Consider the following 25285-nt stretch of genomic DNA (forward strand, 5'->3'; position numbering starts at 1 on the left):
AACAAAGCGTTATATGAAAATATAAACAATTTACTAATTTAATCATTTTTCTATTATAAGATAAAAAAAAGCGATATCTGATGAGATATCGCCTAAATTTAGCGGGCCGATTTAACTATCCAGATTAACTATCGGGATCCCTTTTCTTAAAAATCCGCCAAGCTTGCGTTGATAAAAAGGTGATACATGGTGGATCATAAAATGACTTACACCTTTTTCATCTTTATTCACAAAACAAAAATCTAAGGATTGCCCTTCTTCTAAATATTCAAAAACCGATTCAGCCGCTTGTGGGAGTATCTGCGCAATCTCATCTTCTTCGCCAGTTATCTCTAAACCAATAAGATAAAATTCCTCTTCATTATCTTGCTCCTGAGCATTAACAATAAAGGCACGGCGGATTGGTTTATGTTCACCAAAAAACTCGCTAAGTGCAGTTGTTAATTTTTCAGGTTGTGATTCTAGAACACTTAATTTCAAAGAAGAACCTTCAACAGAAACAATTTCTTGTGTCTCAAATTGTTCAGATACACCCATTACAAACTCCAAATCGAATAACGTTTATTTATTTTGCTTTTGCTAATAACAGATTCGCGATAGAACGCACACCGTAACCCGTAGCACCTGCCGCCCATTGTTCTACAGAAGATTTTCTGTACGTTGCTGAACAATCGATATGTACCCAACCTTTTTTGTAGTCAGTAACAAAGTGCGATAAGAATGCAGCCGCAGTACTTGCACCCGCAGTATGAGAAGGTGCTGCGATATTGTTTAAATCAGCGAAACTAGAAGGTAATTGACTACGATGAAAATCCGCTAATGGTAAACGCCAGAACAATTCATTTTCTTGCTCAGCGCTAGCCAGTAGCTCTGCAGCTAATTTGTCATCAAAGCTCAATACAGAGTGGTAATCATTACCTACTGCAACTTTAGCGGCACCGGTTAATGTTGCGGCGTCGATAATCAGCTCAGGTGCAATATTGCTGGCATCAATTAAACCATCTGCTAGCACTAAACGACCTTCCGCATCTGTATTCATGATTTCGACTGATTTACCATTACGGTAACGAATGATATCACCCAGCTTAAAGGCATTACCGCTGACCATATTATCTGCGATACACAGCAGTAATTTCACACGTTTATTTAAACCACGAGTAATAGCCAATGCTAAAGCACCCGCTAACGTTGCTGCACCACCCATGTCTGCTTTCATTGAATTCATAGATGATGAAGGTTTGATGCTATAACCGCCTGAATCGAAGGTGATACCTTTACCTACTAGACATGCAAATACAGGGGCATTGCTATCTTGAGTCGGATTAAAATCTAATGCTAAATAGACAGGATCACGGGAAGAACCGCGACCTACAGTATAAATTCCGGCATAGTTTTGATCGCGCAGATCGGCGCCTTTAGTGATCTTATAGCTGATATCTTCTTTACCAAGACCACAGAAAAGATCAACAGTGCGCTGTGCCAGTTGCTCTGGGCCTAATTCTTCAGCCGGTGTATTAATTGTGTCTCTAACCCAATCAACGATACGAATACGTGATTCTAATTCGTGTTTATCCGCTTCGCTTAATTGTGGCCATTCGATAGAACGAGCGCCTTTAGGTGCTCTAAAGCCTAACCAAAAAGCCCAGCTACGCTCTATATCCCAGCCTTCACCAACAAGAGCAACATTACGAATACCTTGGCTATCAACTTTACGTCCACCACGCTGAATAGCGCCTAAACGGTTTTCTTCCATTAAGTGGATTGTCATGCCTGTTTCGCTAGTGCTAATTAGTGCTTTATCACCCCAACATGCTGCTGCAGGTTCATTAGACAGCATGATAGGCATAATTTGTTTATTCATTTATTATCTCACTTATTATTACTGGTGACAGTTAACCTATTCAGACTACCAGATATTTACCGTTTAGCGTGATCAATTTACTGCAAAAACCCAGAGGTCACCATTATCATCTAGGGATCTTCCGTATTTACATGATATTCCTCAAAGAAGATCGCACAATGAAATCTCCAGACTTCCCTATTTATGGTTATTTTTAACACACTGATAAAGTAAAATATGAAAGGTCATAATGCAAAAAGACCGGCAATAAGCCAGTCTTTTAAATTTATGAGGTTATCAATTATTCAAATTCATCAAGCCAAACAAGTAAAATAGCCTCAAGAATTTTTTCATTTGATTTCTGCGGATCATCATCAAAATCTTCTAAATCACAAATCCACTGATGCATATCAGTAAAGCGTACCGTTTTAGGGTCAGTGTCTGGGTAAAGATCAAATAATGCTTCCCCTATTTCACGTGTATCACTCCATTTCATACTTGGCTCCTGAAATTAGTGCTCTCTTGCATGGTTAATCGAATATTTAGGGATCTCAACGACTAAATCTTCGTCAGTCACTTTAGCTTGGCAACTTAAGCGACTTTCAGGCTCTAAACCCCATGCTTTATCTAACATGTCGTCTTCAAGCTCAGAGCTCTCTTCTAGTGAATCAAAACCTTCACGCACTACACAGTGACAAGTTGTACATGCACAAGACATTTCACAAGCATGTTCAATCTCAATACCGTTGCGCAATGCAACATCTAGAATAGACTCACCTTCTGTTGCGTCAACAACAGCACCTTCAGGGCACAGTGTGCTATGGGGTAAAAATACAATTTTAGGCATAGTTATATCTCATCCACAGAATGACCTGCCAACGCTTGACGAATAGATGAATCCATTCGACGCGCTGCAAAATCCTGAGTTTGCTTATCCAGTAGTTTAATCGCGTTTTCAATGGCAACAGGATCTGTTCCTTCAACGCTCTCTATTAAGGTATCTACAACTTTGTCGATAGCGCTTTTCTCATCTTCATTTAGCAGATGAGCATCTTCTTCTAATGCCGCAGTTAAACTTTCTAACACGCGTGCTGCTTCGACTTTTTGCTCGGCTAGGCGACGAGCTTGTAAATCTTCTTGGGCATTTTCCATCGAAGATTGGATCATCTTAGCGATTTCAGTATCACTAAGACCATAAGAGGGTTTGACTTGTACTGAGGCTTCAACGCCCGTTGATTTTTCCATTGCACTGACACTAAGTAAACCATCAGCATCAACTTGGAATGTCACACGAATATGAGCACCACCTGCAGCCATCGGCGGAATACCACGTAATGTAAAACGCGCAAGAGAACGACAATCGCTCACCAATTCACGCTCACCTTGAACAACATGAACACTCATTGCCGTTTGACCATCTTTGAATGTCGTAAATTCTTGCGCTCTGGCAACTGGGATCGTGGTATTGCGAGGGATCACTTTTTCAACTAGTCCGCCCATCGTTTCAAGGCCAAGAGAAAGTGGAATAACATCTAGCAATAGCATTTCGCTATCTGGTTTATTACCCACCAAAATATCAGCTTGGATTGAAGCACCTATGGCAACCACTTTATCTGGATCAATAGAGGTTAAAGGCTCACGTTTAAAATAATCACCAACCATTTGACGAACTAATGGCACACGTGTTGAACCGCCAACCATAACCACTTCTAGAACTTCATCTATTTCAACATCCGCGTCTTTTAATGCGCGGCGAACAGATAATAATGTACGCTTTACTAATGATTGAATTAATGATTCAAACTCAGTGCGAGTAATTTCGCCTTTCCAACCATTAATACTGATATCAGCAACATCATTTTCACTTAATGCAATTTTAGTTTCTGATGCTACATCCAGCAGTTGGCGTTGTAATATCGCATCTTTTTGATAGCCAAAACCTGCGCGTTCTCTTATCCAGTCGGCCAGCATCATATCAAAATCATCACCGCCTAATGCAGTATCACCGCCAGTTGCTAAGACTTCAAAAACACCCTTGGTTAAACGTAAAACAGAAATATCAAAAGTACCACCGCCTAAGTCATAAACAACAATAGTGCCTTCTTTTCCTGAATCTAAACCATATGCAATAGCAGCTGCTGTTGGTTCGTTTAATAAACGTAAAACATGCAAACCAGCACGGCGAGCCGCTTCTTTTGTACCTTGGCGTTGAGCATCATCAAAATAAGCAGGAACGGTAACAACAACACCATCAAGTTCACCACCTAATGATTGCGTTGCACGTTCTGCTAATGTTTTTAAGATGTCAGAAGAGACTTGAATAGGATCGACAATACCCGCCACTGTTTTAATTAACGGTAAACCATTGTCATTTTCATGGAAATGATAAGGAAGATTTGGATAACGGCTTATCACATCACTTAGTGAGCGACCCACCATTCTTTTAATTGAGCTTATCGTGTTAGCAGGATCTTTTTCTGCTTCTTTTTTAGCATTCCAACCAACGTTGATATTATCAACTTGATACTGCACGACAGATGGCAATAAATAGCGACCTTCGCTGTCAGAAAGCGCTTCGGCTTGCCCACTACGTACAGTGGCAACTAATGAGTGTGTCGTACCTAAATCAATACCCGCTGCAAGTCGGCACTGGTGCGGTGCAGGTGTTTGACCTGGTTCACTAATTTGTAATAATGACATAACTGTTTCCCTTAAAAACCATCAAACAAGCGTTCTTCAAGTTGTTCTACTTGCTCTTTTAATTTTGCAAGAAAACGCAATTTTCTCACATTATCTGCAGCAATATCCCAAGTTTGGTTATCTAGCGTTTTGACCATTTCATCATGGCGTATTGCGTACATTTTTTCTAAACGCGCAGAAAAATCGGCTAACAAACTTTCCGCTTCAGCACTGTGTTCGATGTTATCCAACTCTTCACGTAATGTGAGTTGCTCTATTAAAAAAGCAGTATCGTGCATCGTTTGTTGCTCATTAGCAATATCGATACCGTTTAATGAGAGTATGTATTCAGCTCTTGAGAGTGGATTTTTTAAGGTCTGATAAGCCTGATTGATGGTTGAAGCAAGCGAGATTGCCTGAGCCTGTTCTTTATCAGATTTACCAGCAAAGCGATCTGGGTGATACTGACGTTGCATATCTTGATAACGTGTAGCAAGTTGCTGTTTATCAATATCAAAACGATTAGGCATGCCTAATAGTGTGAAATAGTCCATACATCTACTCTTGGATTAATTAACGTTAATACCGTGTTTTAACACAAATTACACGGTGAAGCTTTCACCACAACCACACTCATTAGATACATTGGGGTTGTTAAATTTAAAGCCTTCATTTAATCCTTCTTTGACGAAATCAAGCTCTGTTCCATCTAAATAGACCATGCTTTTACCATCAACGATAACTTTCACACCTTTGTCTTCAAAAACAGTATCTTCGTCATTGATGACATCAGCAAATTCAAGAACATAAGCCATTCCAGAGCAACCGGATGTTCTTACGCCTAAACGTAAACCTTCACCTTTTCCACGATTAGATAGAAAAGAGCGAACACGATTAGCGGCGGATTCTGTAAGGGAAATTGACATGGCACACCTCACTCATAAAGAACGAAAGCGGATACTGAAAAAAAGTTTCAGCATCCGCCAATATTTTATTTTTTTATTATAAAAGACAATTATTTGCCTTGGCGTTTGCTTTTATAGTCTGCAATCGCTGCTTTTATTGCATCTTCTGCAAGAATTGAACAGTGAATTTTCACTGGTGGTAATTCTAATTCTTCTGCAATTGCTGTGTTCTTAATAGATTCGGCTTCATCTAATGTTTTGCCTTTCATCCATTCTGTAACCAGTGAACTTGATGCAATCGCTGAACCACAACCATAAGTTTTAAAACGCGCATCTTCAATTACGCCATTATCATCAACTTTGATTTGCAGTTTCATAACGTCACCACAAGCAGGTGCGCCAACCATACCACTTCCTACAGTAGGGTCATTATTATCAAATGATCCCACATTACGAGGGTTTTCATAATGATCAATTACTTTTTCGCTATAAGCCATGATTTAACTCCTGAAAACGTCTGATTAATGGTGAGACCATTCGATACTGTTGATATCAACACCTTGTTTATGCATATCCCAAAGTGGAGAAAGATCACGTAAGCGACCAATTGCACTGTGGATTTGTTCAATTGCATAATCTATTTCTTCTTCTGTTGTGAAACGACCCAGAGAGAAGCGAATAGAACTGTGTGCAAGTTCATCAGTTAAACCTAAAGCACGCAGTACGTAAGAAGGTTCTAAACTTGCTGAAGTACAGGCAGAGCCTGAAGATACAGCAAGATCTTTCAGTGCCATCATTAATGATTCGCCTTCAACATAGTTGAAACTTACATTAAGAATGTTTGGCGCAGTATGTTCTAAAGAACCGTTGATATAAACTTCTTCGATATCTTTAATGCCATTCCATAAACGTAAACGTAATTCGTTTAAGCGTTTAGTTTCATCAGCCATTTCTTCTTTCAAAATACGGTAAGCTTCGCCCATACCTACAATTTGGTGAACGGCTAATGTACCTGAACGCATACCGCGCTCATGACCACCACCATGCATTTGTGCTTCTAAACGAATGCGTGGCTTACGACGAACATAAAGTGCACCGATACCCATAGGGCCGTATACTTTATGCGCAGAAAGAGAAAGTAAATCAACTTTTAACTTAGAGAGATCAATAGGTAACTTACCAACGCTTTGTGTCGCGTCTACATGGTAAATAATCCCTTTGCTACGGCATAATTCACCGATAGCAGCAATATCTTGAACGACACCAATTTCGTTATTTACATGCATGATAGAAACTAAAATAGTGTCTTCACGCATCGCTTCTTCAAGCTCTTTCAGGTCAATCAGACCATCACTTTTTGGTGCTAAATAAGTAACTTCAAAACCTTCACGCTCAAGTTGACGACAAGTGTCTAAAATGGCTTTATGTTCGGTTTTCGAAGTGATGATGTGCTTACCTTTTTTCTGGTAAAAGTTAGCAACACCTTTTAGTGCGAGATTATCAGCTTCCGTTGCACCTGATGTGAACACAATTTCACGAGGATCTGCACCGATTAAATCAGCAATCTGATTGCGTGCAATATCGATAGCTTCTTCTGCTTGCCAACCAAAACGGTGTGAACGAGAGGCTGGGTTACCAAAAATGCCATCAATAGTCAGACATTGCATCATTTTTTCAGCAACTCGTGGATCAACAGGAGTGGTTGCTGAATAATCTAGATAAATGGGTAATTTCATTGCTCACTAACTCCAAAGACGACGGATCTTCTTTAATAATTTTGTTTTTGCCTACCTAGAGATCGCCGTTAAACTCGCATATTAACAATGGTTTCTTGTAAACGACCATTTATAGCATGGCGTTTTTCATTGTCTTGGCGATCGGCGACATCCATAACCTCTTCGTTATTTACTAACTCTTCAAGGCTGATACTGCTTAGGAAACTGGTTATACGATCACTTAAATCACGCCACAAAGTATGAGTCAGGCAACGATCACCACCTTGACAACCTTCTTTATTACCCTGACAACGAGTAGCATCGACAGATTCATCAACCGCAGAAATAACTTGAGCAACAAAAATTTGCCCTGCATCACGGCCTAATAAATAGCCGCCACCAGGACCACGAACACTTGCAACTAATTCATTTTTGCGCAAACGTGAGAAAAGCTGCTCAAGATAAGAAAGGGAAATCCCTTGGCGCTCTGAAATATCAGCGAGGGGGACAGGACCTTGCTGTGAATGCAATGCAACATCAAGCATTGCAGTAACTGCGTAACGCCCTTTTGATGTCAGTCTCATAACAAATACTCCGTGGTGAACAATAATCAAATTGTGTCATTCCTGAGTAATTTAGTCAACTATTTATCCGAGTGTTTTAGTCAAGTATTATACTTGGTCAAAAGTTGACTTAAGTTAATCAACTTAGCCCTCTATTTCTTAGCCCATTTCTCAACTGACGTTAGAATACCACGCAAGATATGAAGTTCTTGTGTTTCTGGGCGCGCACGCGTAAATAGACGGCGTAAACGGCTCATCACTTGTCCCGGATGTTTAGGACGAATAAAGCCAGATTCATTAAGCACCTGTTCTAAATGAACATAAAAACGTTCTATATCATCTGCGGGTGGATAATCAATCTCTGATGAGCTATTTTCCTCTTGTTTTTCTTCTTGGGCAAGTGCTGCCATACGAATTTCATAACTAACAAGCTGGACAGCCATTGCTAAATTTAAAGAACCATATTCTGGATTAGTCGGAACATACAAATGAAAATCACATTTTTGTAATTCTTCATTGGTTAAACCTGTACGTTCACGACCAAAAATAATAGCAACAGGCTTATGTTTCGCTTCCATAACACAGCGCTCACCGCATTCACGAGGTGCAAGCATTGGCCAAGAAAGTGTACGGCTACGAGCACTTGTTCCTATAACTAACCCACAGCCTTCAATCGCTTCATCGATACTATTAACAATATGTGCATTGCCAATAACATCACTTGCGCCTGCTGATAAGGCAATAGAATGTGAATCCGGTTTTTCTTTTGGATTAACAAAATAAAGATTGGTTAATCCCATGGTTTTCATAGCTCGAGCAGTAGAGCCCATATTGCCTGTATGAGAAGTTTCTACAAGGATGATGCGAATATTTTCTAACATTGATTTCTTGTTAATTGCTTTGTGATCCATCTATTTTATCACAATTGTAGCCAGAAACACGAATGTCTGTTATACTTTGGCACGTTTTTTATCCCCGTTCTTTAACATCTTGTGGAAGATAACCATGCATCCGATGCTGAATATTGCCATACGTGCCGCACGTAAGGCTGGTAATTTAATCGCCAAAAATTACGAAAATCCTGAATCTGTAGAAGCTAACCAGAAAGGTACTAATGATTTTGTCACTAATGTTGACCGTGACGCAGAACAAGCAATCATTGAAATTATCCGTAAATCTTATCCAAAACACACCATTATTACGGAAGAAAGTGGCGAGTTACTCGGTGAAGATCACGACATACAATGGGTTATTGATCCACTTGATGGCACCACTAACTTCATTAAACGTTTTCCACACTTTTCTGTTTCTATTGCTGTACGCATTAAAGGCCGTACTGAAGTTGCGGTTGTTTACGATCCTATGCGTAACGAATTATTCTCAGCCGTTCGTGGTCAAGGCGCACAATTAAATGGTTATCGTCTACGCGGCTCTAATGCTCGCGATTTAGACGGTGCAGTTCTTGCGACTGGTTTCCCATTCAAAAGTAAACAACATTCAGCCGCTTACATAAACATGTTAGGCAAATTATTTGTGCCTTGTGCTGATTTCCGTCGCACAGGTTCAGCAGCATTAGATTTAGCTTATGTTGCCGCTGGTCGTGTTAATGGTTTCTTTGAGATTGGCTTAAAACCTTGGGATTTCTTAGGTGGTGAATTAATCGCTCGTGAAGCAGGTGCTATCGTTTCTGACTTTACAGGTAACCATGGCTACTTACAAACAGGTAATATTGTTGCCGGTAACCCTCGTGTTGTCAGAGCATTATTAGCTGAAATTCGTAGCGAATTAACAGATGCATTAAAACGTTAATTTCGTTGATACGAATAAAATATAAAAGAAAAAGATCTGCAATATCAAAGGATATTGCAGATCTTAATTTTATAAAATAAAGGAATTAGGTATTTTGAGGCTGTACTTTAGGTCTGATAAACATGGCAGGGATCGTTAATGCAGCCATTAACCAGAAGATCAACGATTCTTGGTTAGGCAGTTTTTCATACAACCAACCAGATACAATAGTCATAATCGCAATACTCCCTCCCATCGCTAACGCTGAATACACCGCTTGCAGACGAATAATTTCGTGCTCTTGACGAGCACTAATAAAGCGCATAGCAGCTAAATGACACACTGTAAACGTACCACTGTGTAAGACTTGAACGACAATAAGCGCGGGTAATGCAGTAAAACTTCCCATTAATCCCCAACGTAAAAGCCCAGCAAAAGCAGAAAGTAAGAGTAGATTTCTTGCGCTCCAACGACGGAATAAACGATGGCTCAGCATAAAAACAATGACTTCTGAAACCACACCTAATGACCAAAGATAACCAATTGTTGCGGTGTCATAACCTGCTTTTTCCCAATAAAGTGCACTAAAACCATAATAAGCTGCGTGTGCACCTTGCAGTAAAGAGACGCATAGCAGAAAACGCCAAACTGGCCCATCTGAAATAAGTTTTATAAAGGAGACGTTATTGTGTTCTGCTTTTTTCACTTTACCCTGTGGCATAACTTTAGGACGAAGCATAGATGTCAGGAATAGAGCAAAAGTACTGGCAATCAACCCATAAAGAATAATGGGATGCCCAAAAACATCAATTAAAACACCTAGCAGTGATGAGCTAATAATAAAAGCGATTGAGCCCCAAACGCGGATTTTTCCATAGTCTAAAGGAAACTGTTTTTGCCATGTTCCTGCTAGAGAATCGCCTAAAGGCACCATAGGTGAAAAGAAAACATTAAATCCTGTCATCACAAAGAATAACCATGCCCAATGGCTACCCATCATAAATGCAACAGTAAAAAGTAATGAGAGAAAAGCAAATAATCTTAATGCAGTGATAAGTTTTGACGGATCTTTTACCGCAGGTGTTAAAATTAGGCTACCAACAAAACGTGCGGTTAAACCTACACCTAATAACAGACCTATCATTGCAGGATCAACACCCTCTCCTTTTAGCCATATGGACCAAAAAGGTAAAAAGATGCCGTATGAGAAGAAATAAGTAAAATAATCTAAGGCAAGCCACAATGTTGATGGAATAACCATCCAATCCCCCATTTTTAAGATGCAAAAAACCCGCCAAGAACAAGTTCTCGAAGCGGGCTTGTACAACGGGTTTATTATATCGTTACAAACTTATGCGTAAACTGGAAATTTAGCGCAGATATCCAAGACTTTTTGTTTCACTTTCTCAATGTTCGCTTCATCATTGATATTATCAAGGACATCACACATCCAACCGGCTAATTCGCGAGCTTCCGCTTCTTTAAAACCACGACGTGTAATTGCTGGAGAACCGATACGAATACCAGAAGTTACAAATGGGCTACGTGGATCATTTGGTACACTGTTTTTGTTAACAGTGATATTTGCACGACCCAGTGCAGCATCTGCATCTTTACCTGTAATGTCTTTATCAACTAAGTCTAATAAAAACAGGTGGTTTTCAGTTCCGCCAGACACTACTTTATAACCGCGATCTAAGAAAACGTCTACCATTGCTTTCGCGTTTTTGGCAACTTGTTGCTGATAAACCTTAAATTCTGGCTCCATAGCTTCTTTTAATGCAACCGCTTTACCTGCAATAACATGCATTAAAGGACCACCTTGAGAACCAGGGAATACAGCAGAATTCAGTTTTTTATAAAACTCTTCATCGCCACCTTTAGCAAGGATAAGACCACCACGTGGGCCTGCTAATGTTTTATGCGTTGTTGTTGTAACAACATGTGCATGAGGAACTGGGTTAGGATAAACACCCGCAGCAATCATACCCGCAACGTGCGCCATATCAACAAACAGGTAGGCACCAATGCTATCTGCGATTTCACGCATTTTTGCCCAATCAACCAAACCAGAATAGGCAGAGAAGCCACCAATAATCATTTTTGGTTGATGTTTTTTAGCTTGAATAGCGATATCTTCGTAATCAATTTTTCCCGATTCATCAATACCATAAGGTACGATATTATATAGTTTACCAGAGAAGTTAACTGGTGAACCATGAGTTAAGTGACCGCCTTGCGCTAAGTTCATACCTAAAACAGTATCACCTGGTTTTAATAATGCCATATAAACAGCGGCATTTGCTTGAGAGCCTGAGTGAGGCTGTACGTTAGCGTAATCTGCACCAAATAATGCTTTTGCACGATCGATAGCCAGTTGCTCTACAACATCCACATACTCACAACCACCGTAGTAACGTTTCCCCGGATAGCCTTCAGCATATTTATTTGTCAGCTGAGATCCCTGCGCCTGCATAACACGAGGGCTGGTATAGTTTTCAGAAGCAATAAGTTCGATGTGCTCTTCTTGACGAGTCACTTCACCTTCCATTGCATTCCATAATTCTGGATCGTAATCAGCAATATTCATTTCACGTTTTAACATTCACATCTCCTGACTCAGCTAACTTCACTAAAGACAAACTCCCATACGGGAGAAAGAATGGCATACAGTGTAAACTCTTTTTCTTCATTGAGATAGCCCCTAATGAAAAAATACGCAATCGTTTGCCATCCAACTATAACAGCACATTATTACTTTTTAACAACCTCATTTTATCCTGTGCTTATTCCTCTTTTTGAGGCACATCTCGCCTTATTTTGCAAACACCCCGCATCATTCTCTAAGAATTGAGATTTTTTGTTAAAAAATAAAAACAGAGATTTACAAAATAATCAAAAAGAGATAAGTTGCATATAAAATACAATTTATAAATATTCACAATAAACTGAAAAATTTTCAGGAGCAATTATGTTAGATGCACAAACTATCGCGTCAATTAAATCAACAATTCCTCTCATTGCTAAAACAGGCCCAGCATTAACCGCCCATTTTTATGATCGAATGTTTTCTCGTCATCCAGAGTTAAAAGATATTTTCACCATGAGTCATCAAAGCAGTGGCGCACAACGTGAAGCCTTATTTAATGCGATATGCGCTTATGCAACGAACATTGAAAACTTAACTACCATTTTGCCTGCCGTTGAAAAAATTGCACAAAAACACGCTAGTTTAAACATTCTTCCTGAACACTATCCCATCGTTGGTGAAAATTTATTAGCAACCATTGATGAGATGTTTAGTCCCGGACAAGAAGTGCTAGATGCTTGGGGAGCGGCTTATCAAGTATTGGCAGATGTCTTTATCAAACGCGAAGAGCAAATTTATCAACAAAAAGAACAAACAAATGGAGGTTGGAGAGGATTACGAAACTTTAAAGTTAAACATAAAGTAAAACAAAGTGATGTCATTACCAGCTTTGAATTAGCTCCTGAAGACGGCCTTGATATTACACCTTATCAAGCTGGACAATATTTAAGTCTTTATATCCGTGATGAACGCCTTGAGAACCAAGAAATACGTCAATATTCATTAACTCAATCTTCAAATAATAAAACATACCGCATCGCAGTCAAACGCGAAGAGAAAGGTATTTTATCGAATTTTCTTCATGACCATATTCAAGAAGGGGATATTTTACAAGTCGCCGCACCAGGGGGCGATTTCTATTTAGATGTGTCACCAACAACGCCAGTAACCTTAATTTCAGCAGGTGTGGGTTTAACACCAATGCTGTCTATGTTACACACACTTTCAACTCATCAAGCAAATATTAATTGGTTACATGCGGCTGAACACGGCGGTGTTCATGCTTTTAAAGATGAAGTTAATCAAGTCGGCAATCAGCTTTCACACTATCAACAAGCAATATGGTATCGCACGCCACGTGCTGAAGACGTGCAAAATAAAGATTATCAATTCAAAGGATTAATGATATTAAAACAAGTTGAAGATTGGTTAGCTATTCCTGATATGCAATTCTATTTTTGTGGTCCATTACCTTTTATGCAATCTGTTGCTAAGCAGCTTATTGAACTGGGTATTAATAGCGAAAAACTTCATTATGAATGTTTTGGTCCGCATGCCGTTATTACGCAAGATTTGCAGTAAAAACACCTTCATTAACATTCAATTTTAAATTAAATAAAAAAGCGCTGTAGCATTATATTATCAGCGCTTTTTTAGGTTATTTCACTACCTTTTTATGATCGATATTTATTTTCAATCGCTGCGGGAATTACATGCTCTTTAGCAGAAAAACCGTACCAAATAACACTAATTAAACAGAGTGTATAACCAAATAACTCACTTCCCTCTTCCACCATATTTTTAACGGCACGGTTGTAATCTTCACCTAATAATTTATGCCAAAGTATTCCCATGCCAAATAAACGAGAAAACAATAAAATACATAACAGGCCAGCAACTAACATTCCATGGCTTGGATGAGTAATAAAATGAAATAAGCCTTTTAATGTTTTCTTGCCTTCTCTAATTGCAATGGCAATAGAAACAAATGCTACCGTTAGAGCAAACCAAACCCAAGATCCGTGTGCAATCCGATCAAATACACCATCTAATTCACGAATTAAAATACACAAGAAAAACCCCATAATAAGCGTGAATGCTCCCCGTTGTTCACTTTTTTGGCACACTTTAACAAAAAAGAATAAGCAAATAATAGCAACGATAATTTCTTGGGCTAATTCAGTTACCGACGTTTCAGAAATACCATTATCAAAAACCAAAATATCAAGAAAAATAAATCCCGTAGTGATAGCGATTAATACTGCTGCACATAAAAATAAAGCGAGACGCTTTAATAAATAATTAAACACTATTTTGCCCATACCTTAATAATTTTTAATATTGATGATAATAACTTTACTTAAAAGTTATTGAATAACATTTTGTGCCTTAAAATTCACAAAAAATAGTAAAATAAATTGTTCTATATCATCAATAGACTTGTATAAGATATAAATAGCATTATAGGCAAAACATTAAAAAATTAATTATGTACAAGAAAAAGAAAAAGCCCGATATCTTGATTAAAAATATCGGACTTAAATAAAAATGAATAATAAATTATTTGGCTTAAGTTAATTAATTAAATAGCCTCTTCGTCTTGCTCGCCAGTACGAATACGAATAACACGATTCACATCAAAAACAAAAATCTTACCGTCACCAATTTTACCTGTTTGTGCTGTTGTCATAATTGTATCTACACAGGTTTCAACAATTTCATCAGAGACAACAATTTCAATCTTTACTTTAGGTAAAAAATCGACCATGTATTCGGCACCGCGGTAAAGCTCTGTATGCCCTTTTTGGCGACCAAAGCCTTTTACTTCTGTTACGGTCATTCCCGTGATACCCACTTCACCCAGTGCTTCTCTTACATCATCTAATTTAAACGGCTTAATTATCGCTTCAATTTTTTTCATCGTATTATCCTGCTATTACCAGTTGTGGCGACCAAAACCGCTTGTAATTGGGTATCTGCGATCTTTACCAAAATTACGACTTGTAATACGTGGCCCGACAGGGGCTTGACGTCGCTTATATTCATTAATATCGACTAATTTTATCACTTTACGGACGGTTGCTTCATCAAATCCTGCTGCAACTAAGTCAGATACAGATTTATCTTGCTCAACATAGCCTTCAAGAATAGCATCCAGAATGTCATAAGGAGGTAAATTATCTTGGTCTGTTTGTCCTGGTGCAAGTTCTGCTGATGGTGGTCTATCAATAACACGCTGAGGAATAGCGGGTGAAAGTGTGTTTCGATATTTAGAAAGCTCAAAAACTAACGTTTTAGGGACATCTTTTAGTACATCAAAACCCCCCGCCATATCACCATACAATGTAGAATATCCCACTGCTGATTCACTTTTATTGCTTGTAGTTAACACTAAACGACGGCGTTTATTCGACATTGCCATCAAAATAACAGCACGACAACGTGCTTGTAGATTTTCTTCTGTGGTATCTGCGGCAGTATCTTTAAACATAGGAGCAAGCTGAGCCATAAAAGCATCAAACATCGGTTCAATAGAAACAGTATCAAACTCAACACCTAATAAATCTGCTTGTTCTTTCGCGTCATGAATACTCATTTCTGAAGTATAACGGAATGGCATCATAACGGCCTGAACACTCTCTTTGCCTAAGGCATCAGCTGCGATAGCAACCGTTAATCCAGAGTCAATACCACCAGATAAGCCTAGAATTGCCCCTTTAAAGCCGTTTTTAATTACATAATCACGCGTTGCAAGTACTAACGCTTGATAAACTTGTGCTAAAGGTGAAAGTTCCGGAGCAGGATCTACCATCGGAATAATATTCAACTCGTCGAATTCAACGATAGTGGTTTGTTCATCAAATGCAGCTAAACGATGGGTAATAGCACCGCGCTCATCAAATACTTTTGAACAACCATCAAATACCAACTCATCTTGACCACCAATTTGGTTAAGATAAATCACGGGAAGGTGTGTTCTTTGGCAATGTTCTTTGATTAGCTGTGTACGTACATGAGGTTTTTCACGGTTATAAGGTGATGCATTAATAGATAAAACAAGATCAGCGCCCGCTTGTTTTAATGCATCAATAGGTTCATTGATCCAAATATCCTCACATATTAATAAACCTAAGTGGTAACCCTTAAATGGTACCACACAGCGCTCATTTCCTTGTTGGAAATAACGCTTCTCATCAAACACACCATAATTAGGTAATTGTTGTTTGAAATAACGCGCTTGCAATTCACCTTTATAAAAAAATGAAAGTGCGTTGTAAATTTTGCCGTTTTGCCACCAAGGATGTCCAACCACAATCGCTGTTTTTTTACTTGCTTGTTCTAAACGCGTAAGTTGTGTTTCACAACGCTGTTGGAAATCAGGACGAAATAGCAGATCTTCAGGAGAGTAACCACATAAAGCCAACTCAGAGAACATGACCAAATCAGCCTCTTCTTGTGCTTTAATGGTAGATAACATGCGTTCGCAGTTACCTTCAATATCGCCAACAACCCAATTAAGTTGAGCCATGGCGAGTTTTAGTTTACGACTCATAAAAATTAGTCTCTCCGCTATCTTCCGCATAAAAGGAAAATTAGTTTAAAAATATATTCGTTATCTGAAAAGGTTATTCCTTAAAATCATTCGCATCTAGCTCATGACGAGATAACAATTTATAAAACTCTGTTCGATTGCGTCCAGCCATACGCGCGGCTTGAGTCACATTGCCTTTTGTCATTTGCAAAAGTTTTCTCAAATAGGTCATTTCAAAATGTCCTCTAGCTTCTGCAAATGTCGGCAGTGCCGTATTTTCACCTTGTAATGCCTGTGTGACAAGCGCTTCACTAATCACAGGTGCTGTTGTTAACGCAACACATTGCTCAATAACGTTAACCAATTGACGCACATTACCCGGCCAACTTGCTGTCATTAAGCATTTCATCGCATCGGTTGAAAAACTTCGAACAAAAGGCTTATGGCGTTTAGCCGATTCACGTAGTAGATGATTTGCAAGAACGGGAATATCTTCTGCTCTCTCACTTAATGTCGGTATACGTAAGTTAACCACATTTAAACGATAGAATAGATCTTCACGAAATTCATTACGTTCCATCGCTTTAGGTAAATCACGATGCGTTGCAGAAAGAATACGTACATCAATATCAATATCGCGATTACTGCCTAATGGACGAACTTTTCGCTCTTGTAAAACACGTAATAACTTAACTTGCAATGCCATTGGCATATCGCCAATTTCATCTAAAAATAATGTGCCGCCTTCAGCTGCCTGAAATAGACCTTCACGACTACTCACTGCTCCTGTAAAAGCGCCTTTCGCATGGCCAAATAATTCAGACTCTAGAAGTTGCTCAGGTAAGGCGCCACAGTTAATGGCAATAAAAGGTTTTTTCGCTCTAGGACTGGCACGATGAATAGCTTGAGCAAGCACTTCTTTACCTGTGCCACTTTGACCGTTAATAAGTACACTGACATCAGATTGTGCAACTAACTTTGCTTGCTCTAATAAACGTAGCATTTGCGGGCTACGTGTCACGATATCTTTTGACCACTCTTCATCTGAAACAATAGTCACAAGCTCAAGTGCTTCATCAATCGCTTTATAAAGTGCATCTCTATCAACGGGTTTAGTTAAAAAACTAAATACACCTTGCTGCGTTGCAGCCACTGCATCAGGAATAGAGCCATGGGCGGTAAGAATGATAACAGGCATACCTGGTTGCTGGCGTTGTATTTCAGCAAACAGCGCCATACCATCCATTTCATCCATTCGGAGATCACTAATAACAAGATCTATTTTTTCTTTTAAGAGAAGTTTTAGTGCTTCTTGTCCACTTTCAGCGGTGAAGATATGAAAACCTTCACTTGTTAATCGCATGCCAAGTAACTTTAATAACCCAGGATCGTCATCGACAAGTAAAAGATTTGCTGATTTATGGCCAGCCATGCACATTCTCCTTATTTAGAACCTGCTTCAGTCGGTTTTGAGCTTTGCGTGTCAGTATCAGTTTTGACTGGTTCTGATTTTACCGCCTCAGATTTCGTTGATTCGGCTTTCGTAGATTCTGGTTTTGAAGGCTCTGGTTTAACCGCTGTGGCAGAAGGTTGTTTTTCCTCACCCTTTGGCTTCTCTGTTATCGATTGTGTCGAAACAGGTTTTTCAGTCGTTTTTTCAACAACAGTTTTTTCAGTGGTAGTTTTCTCTGCATTCACTTTTTCTGTTTCCGCAGATGTTGCAGTTGCGCTCTCAGCTAAATCTTCATTTTGCGATAACGAATCAACAGAACCACTCTGTTTTCTATTCGATAACTGTCGTTCAATTTGGGTAAGGCTCTCAAGCTTTTTCAGCGTGACACTCAGTTCATGTTGTAACGCATTATTCTCTTTTCTTAGCGCATCAATTCTATTATCTGTATCTGTAGTTAAACGACGATAGCGATTCTTTTCTTCAGCTAAAGAGAGAATGAGTGTTTGGTTCTCAATCCATATCGATAATAGAACCCGCATAGAACTCGGAAATTGTAATTTATAGCTTTCTAATAACACTAATTGTGTTCGACGTTCGGCAATCGTCATTCCAGCACGTTCTAATAGAATACTTTTATAAAATGCATCATCCCAACCAGTGATGATAACATTGCTTGCTTGGCGTTGTGCTTCAGTCGTCATTATGCGGTTTGTACATTCAATAACACGTAACCAATAAAGTGCGTTATTAATGCCTTCATCATAAAATGAGCTTAAGGTTTTACATTCAGCCCAACGATAATCAATCGTTTTTTGTTTAACAACGGGAATTTCTTGCTCAGGCTCTAGTGTATTAGTGAGCGACTTTGGTGTACACCCTGAAAGAACCAGTGGAAGCATAATAAACAAGAAACATTGCTTCCAATTTAATGCGATTTTTCTAGTTGATGCAGGGGCCATAAATAACCATTCAATACCAAGCATCTTCTTATTTATTTTTTTATATTCATGATGAGGAGATGCTTGTTTTTGTGACCTGATTTGCATTATTTAATCTCAGAAAGTAGCGGTAATTCAATACGAAAACAGACATCAGCATAGTCAGAAGGAACAACACTTAATTCACCTTCCATTCTTTTGATACAGTCATGAGCAATACTCAAACCTAAACCACTTCCTTTGACAGCCCCTTTACGTAGCAAAGAACCTTGGAAAAAGGGTTCAAAAATCATTTTTTGTTCAGATTCAGGGATCGGTGTTCCTTTATTGGCTATATCAATAACTATTTTCTGTTCAACTTGATAACTAGAGATCCAGATATTACCTGATTCGGCACCATAGTGCACCGCATTCGAATAGAGATTGTCGATAACTCGTGATAATAATGTCGCTTCTGCTCGACATTTTGTCAGATTAAGTGAAATTATCGTTTTAATCTCTTTTGCTCTGGCAGGTAAGCTGTGTGCTAATACCACATCATTCACTAAATGAGTTAAATCGACCTCTTCAATTTGCTGAGGAACCTCAGAAAGTTTACGATTATAATCAAGTAGTTGTTCAATTAATAACTGTAACTGTTTACTACTATTATCAAGAATAGAAACCACTTCTTTTTGATCGAGCGTTAAAGGACCCGCAACTTCATCGGCTAATAATTCAGTACCTTCCCGCATACTAGCAAGTGGCGTTTTTAACTCATGAGAAATATGACGTAAAAACTCATGACGTTGTGATTCAAGCCATGCTAATCGTTCACTTAACCAAATAATGCGTTGAGCTAACGATCGCAGTTCTCGCGGTCCTTGAAAAGAATCCAAATTGTTACTAAGCGTTCGACCTTCACCTAATCGGTTGATCATCTTTTCAATCCCTTTAACAGGACCAATAATCATTCGAGTAAATAGCGCGATGAGGATCAAGCTGAAAACAAAAACGATAAGGCTTTGCCAACCGAAATAGCGTCCTTTCTCAGCAATTGCCATTTGAAGTTGTTCACCGCGACTAAAAATAATCTCTTTGGTTAAGACAACAATACGATTATTGGCATAAGAGAACTGCTCAAGAGCTTGTTGCATCTCTTTCGTAGGCTCACTGCTTTCACACTGAATAGACTTTAGCTTTTCAAGTGAAGAATTAAGCACGTCGGCTTCTTTAGATGAAGAAAGTGGAATTATGGTTTGCTGTAATGTTGAGAAAAGTTTGGTGTATTGCTGATAGCGTTGTTGGTACATATCATCATCAGTCTTATCACGTAAAACACAATAACGACGATAGTTTCCTTCCATCTCAATAGCTAAATTTCGCATAACTTCACTGCGTTCAGTATCGGCCAATGCATTTTTATTAGTAATTGCTGCTTGATTACTTAATTGATCGAGACTTTGATAAGCTTGATAAGCAAGGACAAGTAAAGGTAATAGCACCATCCAAAATGCCATTATCACGAGCTGTCTTAAAGAACGAGGAAAAATACGCCACTTTTTCAATGAAATCATCTCAACACCTATTAGAGTAATGCGATGCTACATGACTTGATAACAAGAAAAAAGTCCGACATTAGGAAAATCAGGCAAGAGAACAAACACAATAGAGGAAATGCGACAGGCTCTAGAAGTGGGAGAGCGGAATATCTTATTGAGATATTCCGCTCGTCAATATTTCATCTCTTTTTTCTCTAAAAGAGAATGAAGGTGGTGCCTCACTCCACGTGTCGCCCTGTGTTTGATAAGGTCCGAAGACGAGTATCATGATGTTGGACGGTAGGCACCTTACTCTGGCGTCATTCCTGGCTTATGTGGTATGTTCCCACCCATTATTGTGGACCGACATAAAAAGTTGAATGAGCAACTGATTTATATAATGCACAAGGCGTGCCAACCTTCAAAGTAATTGTTTAATATATTGAAAAATAACAAAAAATAAAAACAACCCTCTGATATTTTATGTATAACTCTTTTTTATCTAGTTATAAAACAACCAAGCTGTCTCCATATCCAGACAGAGTTACCCTAAATTTTATAATTACTTATATTTCAATAATATATATGTCGCCAAAAGGAGACACATAAAATAGTGAATGTCGTCGTTTTTACACAACAATAAATAATTCTTTTATTATCAATGAAATAAAGCCTCTAACAATGTAGAGGCTTTATTTGTTTATCACTAAGACAAGATGACTTTTGATTAATCAAATTGCTTTCTTGCATTACGGAATAATCGCATCCAAGGGCTGTCTTCGCCCCAGTTATCTGGATGCCAAGAATTACTAATTGTTCTAAACACGCGTTCTGGGTGAGGCATCATAATGGTTGAACGACCATCTTTTGTCGTAACAGCAGTGATCCCTTTTACAGAGCCATTAGGGTTTAATGGATATTGTTCTGTTGGATTACCATAGTGATCGACAAAACGTAATCCCACTAAATTTTGAGCTTCTAGTTGTGCTAATTGCTCTGCATCACGGAATTCAGCAAAACCTTCACCATGAGAAACTGCGATAGGCATTTGCGAACCCACCATACCTTGCAGTAATAACGATGGACTTTCTGTCACTTTCACTAAACTAAAACGTGCTTCAAAACGCTCAGAACGATTGCGCACAAAACGAGGCCACAAATCTGCACCCAGAATAAGTTCTGATAATGTTGACATCATCTGGCAACCATTACAGACCCCAAGGGATAAGGTATCTTGGCGTTCAAAGAATTGAGCAAATTCATCACGTAAGCGAGAGTTAAATAAAATAGACTTCGCCCAACCTTCACCCGCGCCTAATACGTCACCGTAAGAGAATCCACCACACGCCACCAGCACATCAAAATCACTAAGTGAACGTCGTGAGGAGTGTAAGTCACTCATATGAACATCGATAGCATCAAAACCCGCTCTGTCAAAAGCCGCCGCCATTTCAACATGAGAGTTGACGCCTTGCTCCCTTAATACCGCAATACGAGGACGGCTTCCTGTTGCAATATAAGGTGCAGCAATATCTTCATTTGGATCAAAGGTTAAATTCACATTTAACCCCGGATCGTTGAGATCTTGTTTTGCTTGATGCTCTTCATCTGCACACTCAGGGTTATCGCGTAAACGTTGCATTTGCCATGTTGTTTCTGCCCACCAAAGACGCAAGGTACTGCGTTTTTCATTATAAACTTCAGTTTCACGGCTTTGGATAATAATGGCGTCATTTTCTGTTGCTTGACCTAAATAGTGTAAACAATCCGATAAGCCATATTCAGCAAATAATGCTTCAACAACCTCTTGATGTTCAGCACTAATTTGGATCACGCCACCGAGTTCTTCATTAAAGAGTCCAGCTAAAATATCTTCATCATACGCACTGATATCAACATGTAAGCCACAATGGCCTGTGAATGCCATTTCTGCAAGAGTGACAAATAATCCACCATCAGAACGATCGTGATAGGCCAACAATTTGCGCTCATTAACCAATTGTTGCATTACATTAAAGAACTGTTTTAACTGCTCAACATTACGAAGATCTGCCGCTTTTTGGCCGAGTTGACGATAAACTTGTGCTAGTGCCGTCGCACCTAATGCGTTATGCCCATTTCCCAAATCAATTAGATATAGGCGATTTCCTGCTTGTGTTGATAATTCAGGTGTCACTGTTTTACGCACATCTTCAACACGAGAAAATGCCGTGATAACTAAAGATAATGGAGAAGTAACCTCTTTGGTTTTCCCATCTTTATCTTGCCAACGCGTCTTCATTGACATTGAATCTTTGCCCACAGGAATAGTAATGCCTAACTCTGGACATAACTCTTCACCAATGGCTTTCACTGCATCATATAAACCCGCATCTTCACCAGGATGGCCTGCTGCCGACATCCAGTTAGCCGAAAGTTTAATACGATTAAGCGCTTCCACATCACAACCCGCCATATTTGTTAACGCTTCGCCGACAGCCATACGTGCAGATGCAGCAAAATCTAATAGTGCGATTGGCGCGCGTTCACCGATCGACATTGCTTCACCATAATAGCTATCTAATGTTGCTGTGGTAACAGCACAGTTAGCAACAGGAATTTGCCAAGGACCAACCATTTGATCTCGCGCAACCATACCCGTTACCGAACGGTCACCAATGGTAATTAAGAAGGTTTTTTCAGCAACAGCGGGTAAATGAAGAACACGATATATGGCATCTTTTAAATCAATATCTTTACGATCTAGATACTCACCTTCTGTTTTTTGTGATTTCACATCACGTAACATTTTAGGCGCTTTACCTAATAATATGTCCAATGGCATATCAATAGGTTTATTATCAAAGTGTGTATCGTTTAATACTAATTCACGCTCTTGCGTAGCTTCACCAATTACAGCATAAGGTGCTCTCTCACGTTGGCATAACGCATCAAAAAGAGGCATTTTTTCAGGTGATACCGCCAATACATAACGCTCTTGAGATTCATTACACCAGATCTCAAGTGGGCTCATACCCGGTTCATCATTAAGAACATCGCGTAATTCAAAACGACCACCACGCCCCCCATCATTGACTAATTCAGGCATTGCATTCGAAAGGCCACCAGCACCAACGTCATGAATAAATAAGATTGGGTTATCGTCACCTAATTGCCAACAACGGTCGATAACTTCTTGACAACGACGTTCCATTTCTGGGTTATCACGTTGAACAGAAGCAAAATCTAAGTCCGCATCAGATTGGCCTGATGTCATAGAAGAAGCTGCACCACCACCAAGGCCAATGTTCATAGATGGTCCACCAAGTACAATCAACTTAGCACCAACAGTAATTTCACCTTTTTGTACGTGATCTTCACGAATATTACCAATTCCCCCTGCTAACATGATTGGTTTATGGTAACCGCGAATTTCAACGCCATTGTGACTATTAACTTGTTCTTCATAAGTTCTGAAATAGCCTAGTAATGCCGGACGACCAAACTCATTATTAAATGCTGCACCACCTAATGGGCCTTCGGTCATAATATCTAATGCATTAACAATTCGCTCTGGTTTGCCAAAATCTTCTTCCCAAGGCTGTTCAAATCCAGGAATACGTAAATTAGAAACCGAAAATCCAACTAGACCCGCTTTAGGTTTTGCACCACGCCCCGTTGCACCTTCATCTCGAATTTCACCACCAGAACCTGTTGCAGCCCCTGGCCAAGGTGAAATCGCCGTTGGGTGGTTATGTGTTTCCACTTTCATCAAGATATGTACGGGTTCTTGATGATAATGGTAATGCCCTTTCTCAGCATCAGGATAAAAACGCCCTGCCACAGAGCCTTCCATTACAGCAGCATTATCCTTATAAGCAGACATGACATAATCAGGCGTTTGCTCAAACGTATTTTTAATCATTTTAAATAATGATTTATCTTGAGCTTTACCATCAATTATCCAATCTGCATTAAATATTTTGTGGCGACAATGTTCAGAGTTGGCTTGTGCAAACATATAAAGCTCAACATCAGTTGGATTACGTTGTAAGCGGTTAAATGCATCGACTAGGTAATCAACTTCATCATCTGCCAGCGCTAATCCCATTTCGATATTCGCTTTTACCAGTGCATCCTTGCCTCTTGCAAGAACATCAATAGTTTTTAGTGGTGCTGGCGTTTGCTCGGCAAAAAGTGCATTTACATCTTGATAATTTAAGAAAATGGTTTCCATCATTCGATCATGAATAAAACCATAAAGTTGTTGCCACTGAGTGTCTGTCATCGTACCGCATTCAATAAAGTAAGCGATACCACGTTCAATTCGGACAACCTTGGCTAAACCACACTTATGTGCAATATCTGTCGCTTTAGAAGACCAAGGTGAAATTGTTCCTGGGCGAGGCGTAACAACTCGCATTTCCCCAACAGGCTCATGCTCTGTTAATGAAGGCCCATAATGCAGTAGTTGACGTAATTTAATTTGGTCATCTTCAGATAACTGCCCTTCCACTTTCGCGAAATGGACAAATTCCGCGTATATACCTTGTACAGGAAGAGCATTTTCCTGACATAGAGTGAGTAATTTATTAATACGAAACGCGGATAAAGCGGGGGAGCCACGCAGGATTTCCATAGTATTGAGTTCTCTCTTTTAGCAGCTAGCCTGATCAATCATTCAGGGGAAACTCGCCTAGTATAATAGAATAACCGTCCAGACGAAACCGTTTGCGTGAACAAAATAACGGCATTTAACTTAGAGTGTTTTAATGATTAATTGG

General features: G+C 39.2%; 22 protein-coding genes. 2 read left to right on the forward strand and 20 right to left on the reverse strand.

What is annotated here, in order from left to right:
* Window positions 1-111 precede the first annotated feature (111 nt).
* From CUB63_RS06725 to trmJ, 11 genes are all read right to left on the reverse strand, one after another.
* Complete coding sequence (locus tag CUB63_RS06725; protein ID WP_109847729.1) at window positions 112-537, reverse strand: enhanced serine sensitivity protein SseB C-terminal domain-containing protein; 426 nt, start codon at window positions 535-537, stop codon at window positions 112-114.
* Between the two features lie 28 nt (window positions 538-565).
* Entirely contained in the window at window positions 566-1861 is a 1296-nt protein-coding gene (gene pepB, locus CUB63_RS06730; protein ID WP_006533440.1) for an aminopeptidase PepB, read from the reverse strand.
* Window positions 1862-2141: 280 nt separating this feature from the next.
* Window positions 2142-2336: a Fe-S cluster assembly protein IscX gene (iscX, locus tag CUB63_RS06735; protein WP_006533441.1), complete on the reverse strand. Its 195-nt coding sequence runs from the start codon at window positions 2334-2336 to the stop codon at window positions 2142-2144.
* 15 nt (window positions 2337-2351) lie between these two features.
* On the reverse strand, window positions 2352-2687 hold the full coding sequence (gene fdx / locus CUB63_RS06740) for an ISC system 2Fe-2S type ferredoxin (protein ID WP_006533442.1): 336 nt from the start codon (window positions 2685-2687) through the stop codon (window positions 2352-2354).
* Between the two features lie 2 nt (window positions 2688-2689).
* Window positions 2690-4540: a Fe-S protein assembly chaperone HscA gene (gene hscA / locus CUB63_RS06745; RefSeq protein ID WP_109847730.1), complete on the reverse strand. Its 1851-nt coding sequence runs from the start codon at window positions 4538-4540 to the stop codon at window positions 2690-2692.
* Between the two features lie 11 nt (window positions 4541-4551).
* The gene (gene hscB, locus CUB63_RS06750) at window positions 4552-5073 is read right to left on the reverse strand and encodes a co-chaperone HscB (protein ID WP_072063242.1); all 522 of its coding nucleotides are present in this window, start codon (window positions 5071-5073) and stop codon (window positions 4552-4554) included.
* A 48-nt stretch (window positions 5074-5121) separates the two neighbouring features.
* A complete protein-coding gene (iscA, locus tag CUB63_RS06755; RefSeq protein WP_006533446.1) occupies window positions 5122-5445 on the reverse strand; it encodes an iron-sulfur cluster assembly protein IscA in 324 nt (107 codons plus the stop codon).
* Window positions 5446-5534: 89 nt separating this feature from the next.
* Window positions 5535-5921, reverse strand: a complete 387-nt coding sequence (iscU, locus tag CUB63_RS06760) for a Fe-S cluster assembly scaffold IscU (RefSeq protein ID WP_006533447.1) — start codon at window positions 5919-5921, stop codon at window positions 5535-5537.
* 24 nt (window positions 5922-5945) lie between these two features.
* On the reverse strand, window positions 5946-7160 hold the full coding sequence (locus CUB63_RS06765) for an IscS subfamily cysteine desulfurase (RefSeq protein ID WP_072063243.1): 1215 nt from the start codon (window positions 7158-7160) through the stop codon (window positions 5946-5948).
* A gap of 68 nt (window positions 7161-7228) precedes the next feature.
* Window positions 7229-7723 (reverse strand): Fe-S cluster assembly transcriptional regulator IscR, encoded by a 495-nt coding sequence (iscR, locus tag CUB63_RS06770; protein WP_006533450.1) that lies wholly within the window; start codon window positions 7721-7723, stop codon window positions 7229-7231.
* Between the two features lie 131 nt (window positions 7724-7854).
* Entirely contained in the window at window positions 7855-8583 is a 729-nt protein-coding gene (gene trmJ / locus CUB63_RS06775) for a tRNA (cytosine(32)/uridine(32)-2'-O)-methyltransferase TrmJ (protein ID WP_109847731.1), read from the reverse strand.
* A 124-nt stretch (window positions 8584-8707) separates the two neighbouring features.
* Here trmJ and suhB point away from each other — a divergent pair, with 124 nt between their 5' ends.
* On the forward strand, window positions 8708-9511 hold the full coding sequence (gene suhB / locus CUB63_RS06780; RefSeq protein ID WP_109847732.1) for an inositol-1-monophosphatase: 804 nt from the start codon (window positions 8708-8710) through the stop codon (window positions 9509-9511).
* An 85-nt stretch (window positions 9512-9596) separates the two neighbouring features.
* Here the strand turns inward: suhB and CUB63_RS06785 are convergent, their stop codons facing one another.
* Both CUB63_RS06785 and glyA read right to left on the reverse strand, forming a co-directional pair.
* Window positions 9597-10751 (reverse strand): 3-phenylpropionate MFS transporter, encoded by a 1155-nt coding sequence (locus CUB63_RS06785; RefSeq protein WP_167426087.1) that lies wholly within the window; start codon window positions 10749-10751, stop codon window positions 9597-9599.
* A 90-nt stretch (window positions 10752-10841) separates the two neighbouring features.
* On the reverse strand, window positions 10842-12095 hold the full coding sequence (gene glyA / locus CUB63_RS06790) for a serine hydroxymethyltransferase (protein WP_109847733.1): 1254 nt from the start codon (window positions 12093-12095) through the stop codon (window positions 10842-10844).
* Window positions 12096-12461: 366 nt separating this feature from the next.
* Here glyA and hmpA point away from each other — a divergent pair, with 366 nt between their 5' ends.
* Window positions 12462-13661 (forward strand): NO-inducible flavohemoprotein, encoded by a 1200-nt coding sequence (gene hmpA / locus CUB63_RS06795; protein ID WP_109847734.1) that lies wholly within the window; start codon window positions 12462-12464, stop codon window positions 13659-13661.
* 92 nt (window positions 13662-13753) lie between these two features.
* Here the strand turns inward: hmpA and CUB63_RS06800 are convergent, their stop codons facing one another.
* From CUB63_RS06800 to purL, 7 genes are all read right to left on the reverse strand, one after another.
* Window positions 13754-14401 (reverse strand): hypothetical protein, encoded by a 648-nt coding sequence (locus CUB63_RS06800; RefSeq protein WP_109847735.1) that lies wholly within the window; start codon window positions 14399-14401, stop codon window positions 13754-13756.
* A 260-nt stretch (window positions 14402-14661) separates the two neighbouring features.
* Window positions 14662-15000: a nitrogen regulatory protein P-II gene (glnB, locus tag CUB63_RS06805; RefSeq protein WP_006533462.1), complete on the reverse strand. Its 339-nt coding sequence runs from the start codon at window positions 14998-15000 to the stop codon at window positions 14662-14664.
* 15 nt (window positions 15001-15015) lie between these two features.
* Window positions 15016-16632: an NAD+ synthase gene (locus CUB63_RS06810; RefSeq protein WP_072063248.1), complete on the reverse strand. Its 1617-nt coding sequence runs from the start codon at window positions 16630-16632 to the stop codon at window positions 15016-15018.
* Window positions 16633-16705: 73 nt separating this feature from the next.
* Complete coding sequence (gene glrR / locus CUB63_RS06815; RefSeq protein ID WP_072063249.1) at window positions 16706-18043, reverse strand: two-component system response regulator GlrR; 1338 nt, start codon at window positions 18041-18043, stop codon at window positions 16706-16708.
* Between the two features lie 11 nt (window positions 18044-18054).
* The gene (gene qseG / locus CUB63_RS06820; protein ID WP_229096562.1) at window positions 18055-19110 is read right to left on the reverse strand and encodes a two-component system QseEF-associated lipoprotein QseG; all 1056 of its coding nucleotides are present in this window, start codon (window positions 19108-19110) and stop codon (window positions 18055-18057) included.
* Window positions 19110-20558 (reverse strand): sensor histidine kinase, encoded by a 1449-nt coding sequence (locus CUB63_RS06825; protein WP_072063251.1) that lies wholly within the window; start codon window positions 20556-20558, stop codon window positions 19110-19112. The genes qseG and CUB63_RS06825 overlap by 1 nt, the downstream gene beginning before the upstream one ends.
* Before the next feature lie 691 nt (window positions 20559-21249).
* A complete protein-coding gene (gene purL / locus CUB63_RS06830) occupies window positions 21250-25140 on the reverse strand; it encodes a phosphoribosylformylglycinamidine synthase (RefSeq protein WP_109847736.1) in 3891 nt (1296 codons plus the stop codon).
* Window positions 25141-25285: the final 145 nt, after the last annotated feature.

The sequence above is a fragment of the Proteus penneri genome (assembly GCF_003144535.1).
Taxonomy (GTDB): Bacteria; Pseudomonadota; Gammaproteobacteria; order Enterobacterales; family Enterobacteriaceae; genus Proteus; species Proteus penneri.

Excerpts from the sequence above, each read along its gene's own strand:
- CUB63_RS06725 (WP_109847729.1), bottom strand. The coding sequence starts at position 537 with ATGGGTGTATCTGAACAATTTGAGACACAAGAAATTGTTTCTGTTGAA.
- pepB (WP_006533440.1), bottom strand. The coding sequence starts at position 1,861 with ATGAATAAACAAATTATGCCTATCATGCTGTCTAATGAACCTGCAGCA.
- iscX (WP_006533441.1), bottom strand. The coding sequence starts at position 2,336 with ATGAAATGGAGTGATACACGTGAAATAGGGGAAGCATTATTTGATCTT.
- fdx (WP_006533442.1), bottom strand. The coding sequence starts at position 2,687 with ATGCCTAAAATTGTATTTTTACCCCATAGCACACTGTGCCCTGAAGGT.
- hscA (WP_109847730.1), bottom strand. The coding sequence starts at position 4,540 with ATGTCATTATTACAAATTAGTGAACCAGGTCAAACACCTGCACCGCAC.
- hscB (WP_072063242.1), bottom strand. The coding sequence starts at position 5,073 with ATGGACTATTTCACACTATTAGGCATGCCTAATCGTTTTGATATTGAT.
- iscA (WP_006533446.1), bottom strand. The coding sequence starts at position 5,445 with ATGTCAATTTCCCTTACAGAATCCGCCGCTAATCGTGTTCGCTCTTTT.
- iscU (WP_006533447.1), bottom strand. The coding sequence starts at position 5,921 with ATGGCTTATAGCGAAAAAGTAATTGATCATTATGAAAACCCTCGTAAT.
- CUB63_RS06765 (WP_072063243.1), bottom strand. The coding sequence starts at position 7,160 with ATGAAATTACCCATTTATCTAGATTATTCAGCAACCACTCCTGTTGAT.
- iscR (WP_006533450.1), bottom strand. The coding sequence starts at position 7,723 with ATGAGACTGACATCAAAAGGGCGTTACGCAGTTACTGCAATGCTTGAT.
- trmJ (WP_109847731.1), bottom strand. The coding sequence starts at position 8,583 with ATGTTAGAAAATATTCGCATCATCCTTGTAGAAACTTCTCATACAGGC.
- suhB (WP_109847732.1), top strand. The coding sequence starts at position 8,708 with ATGCATCCGATGCTGAATATTGCCATACGTGCCGCACGTAAGGCTGGT.
- CUB63_RS06785 (WP_167426087.1), bottom strand. The coding sequence starts at position 10,751 with ATGGTTATTCCATCAACATTGTGGCTTGCCTTAGATTATTTTACTTAT.
- glyA (WP_109847733.1), bottom strand. The coding sequence starts at position 12,095 with ATGTTAAAACGTGAAATGAATATTGCTGATTACGATCCAGAATTATGG.
- hmpA (WP_109847734.1), top strand. The coding sequence starts at position 12,462 with ATGTTAGATGCACAAACTATCGCGTCAATTAAATCAACAATTCCTCTC.
- CUB63_RS06800 (WP_109847735.1), bottom strand. The coding sequence starts at position 14,401 with ATGGGCAAAATAGTGTTTAATTATTTATTAAAGCGTCTCGCTTTATTT.
- glnB (WP_006533462.1), bottom strand. The coding sequence starts at position 15,000 with ATGAAAAAAATTGAAGCGATAATTAAGCCGTTTAAATTAGATGATGTA.
- CUB63_RS06810 (WP_072063248.1), bottom strand. The coding sequence starts at position 16,632 with ATGAGTCGTAAACTAAAACTCGCCATGGCTCAACTTAATTGGGTTGTT.
- glrR (WP_072063249.1), bottom strand. The coding sequence starts at position 18,043 with ATGGCTGGCCATAAATCAGCAAATCTTTTACTTGTCGATGACGATCCT.
- qseG (WP_229096562.1), bottom strand. The coding sequence starts at position 19,110 with ATGCAAATCAGGTCACAAAAACAAGCATCTCCTCATCATGAATATAAA.
- CUB63_RS06825 (WP_072063251.1), bottom strand. The coding sequence starts at position 20,558 with ATGATTTCATTGAAAAAGTGGCGTATTTTTCCTCGTTCTTTAAGACAG.
- purL (WP_109847736.1), bottom strand. The coding sequence starts at position 25,140 with ATGGAAATCCTGCGTGGCTCCCCCGCTTTATCCGCGTTTCGTATTAAT.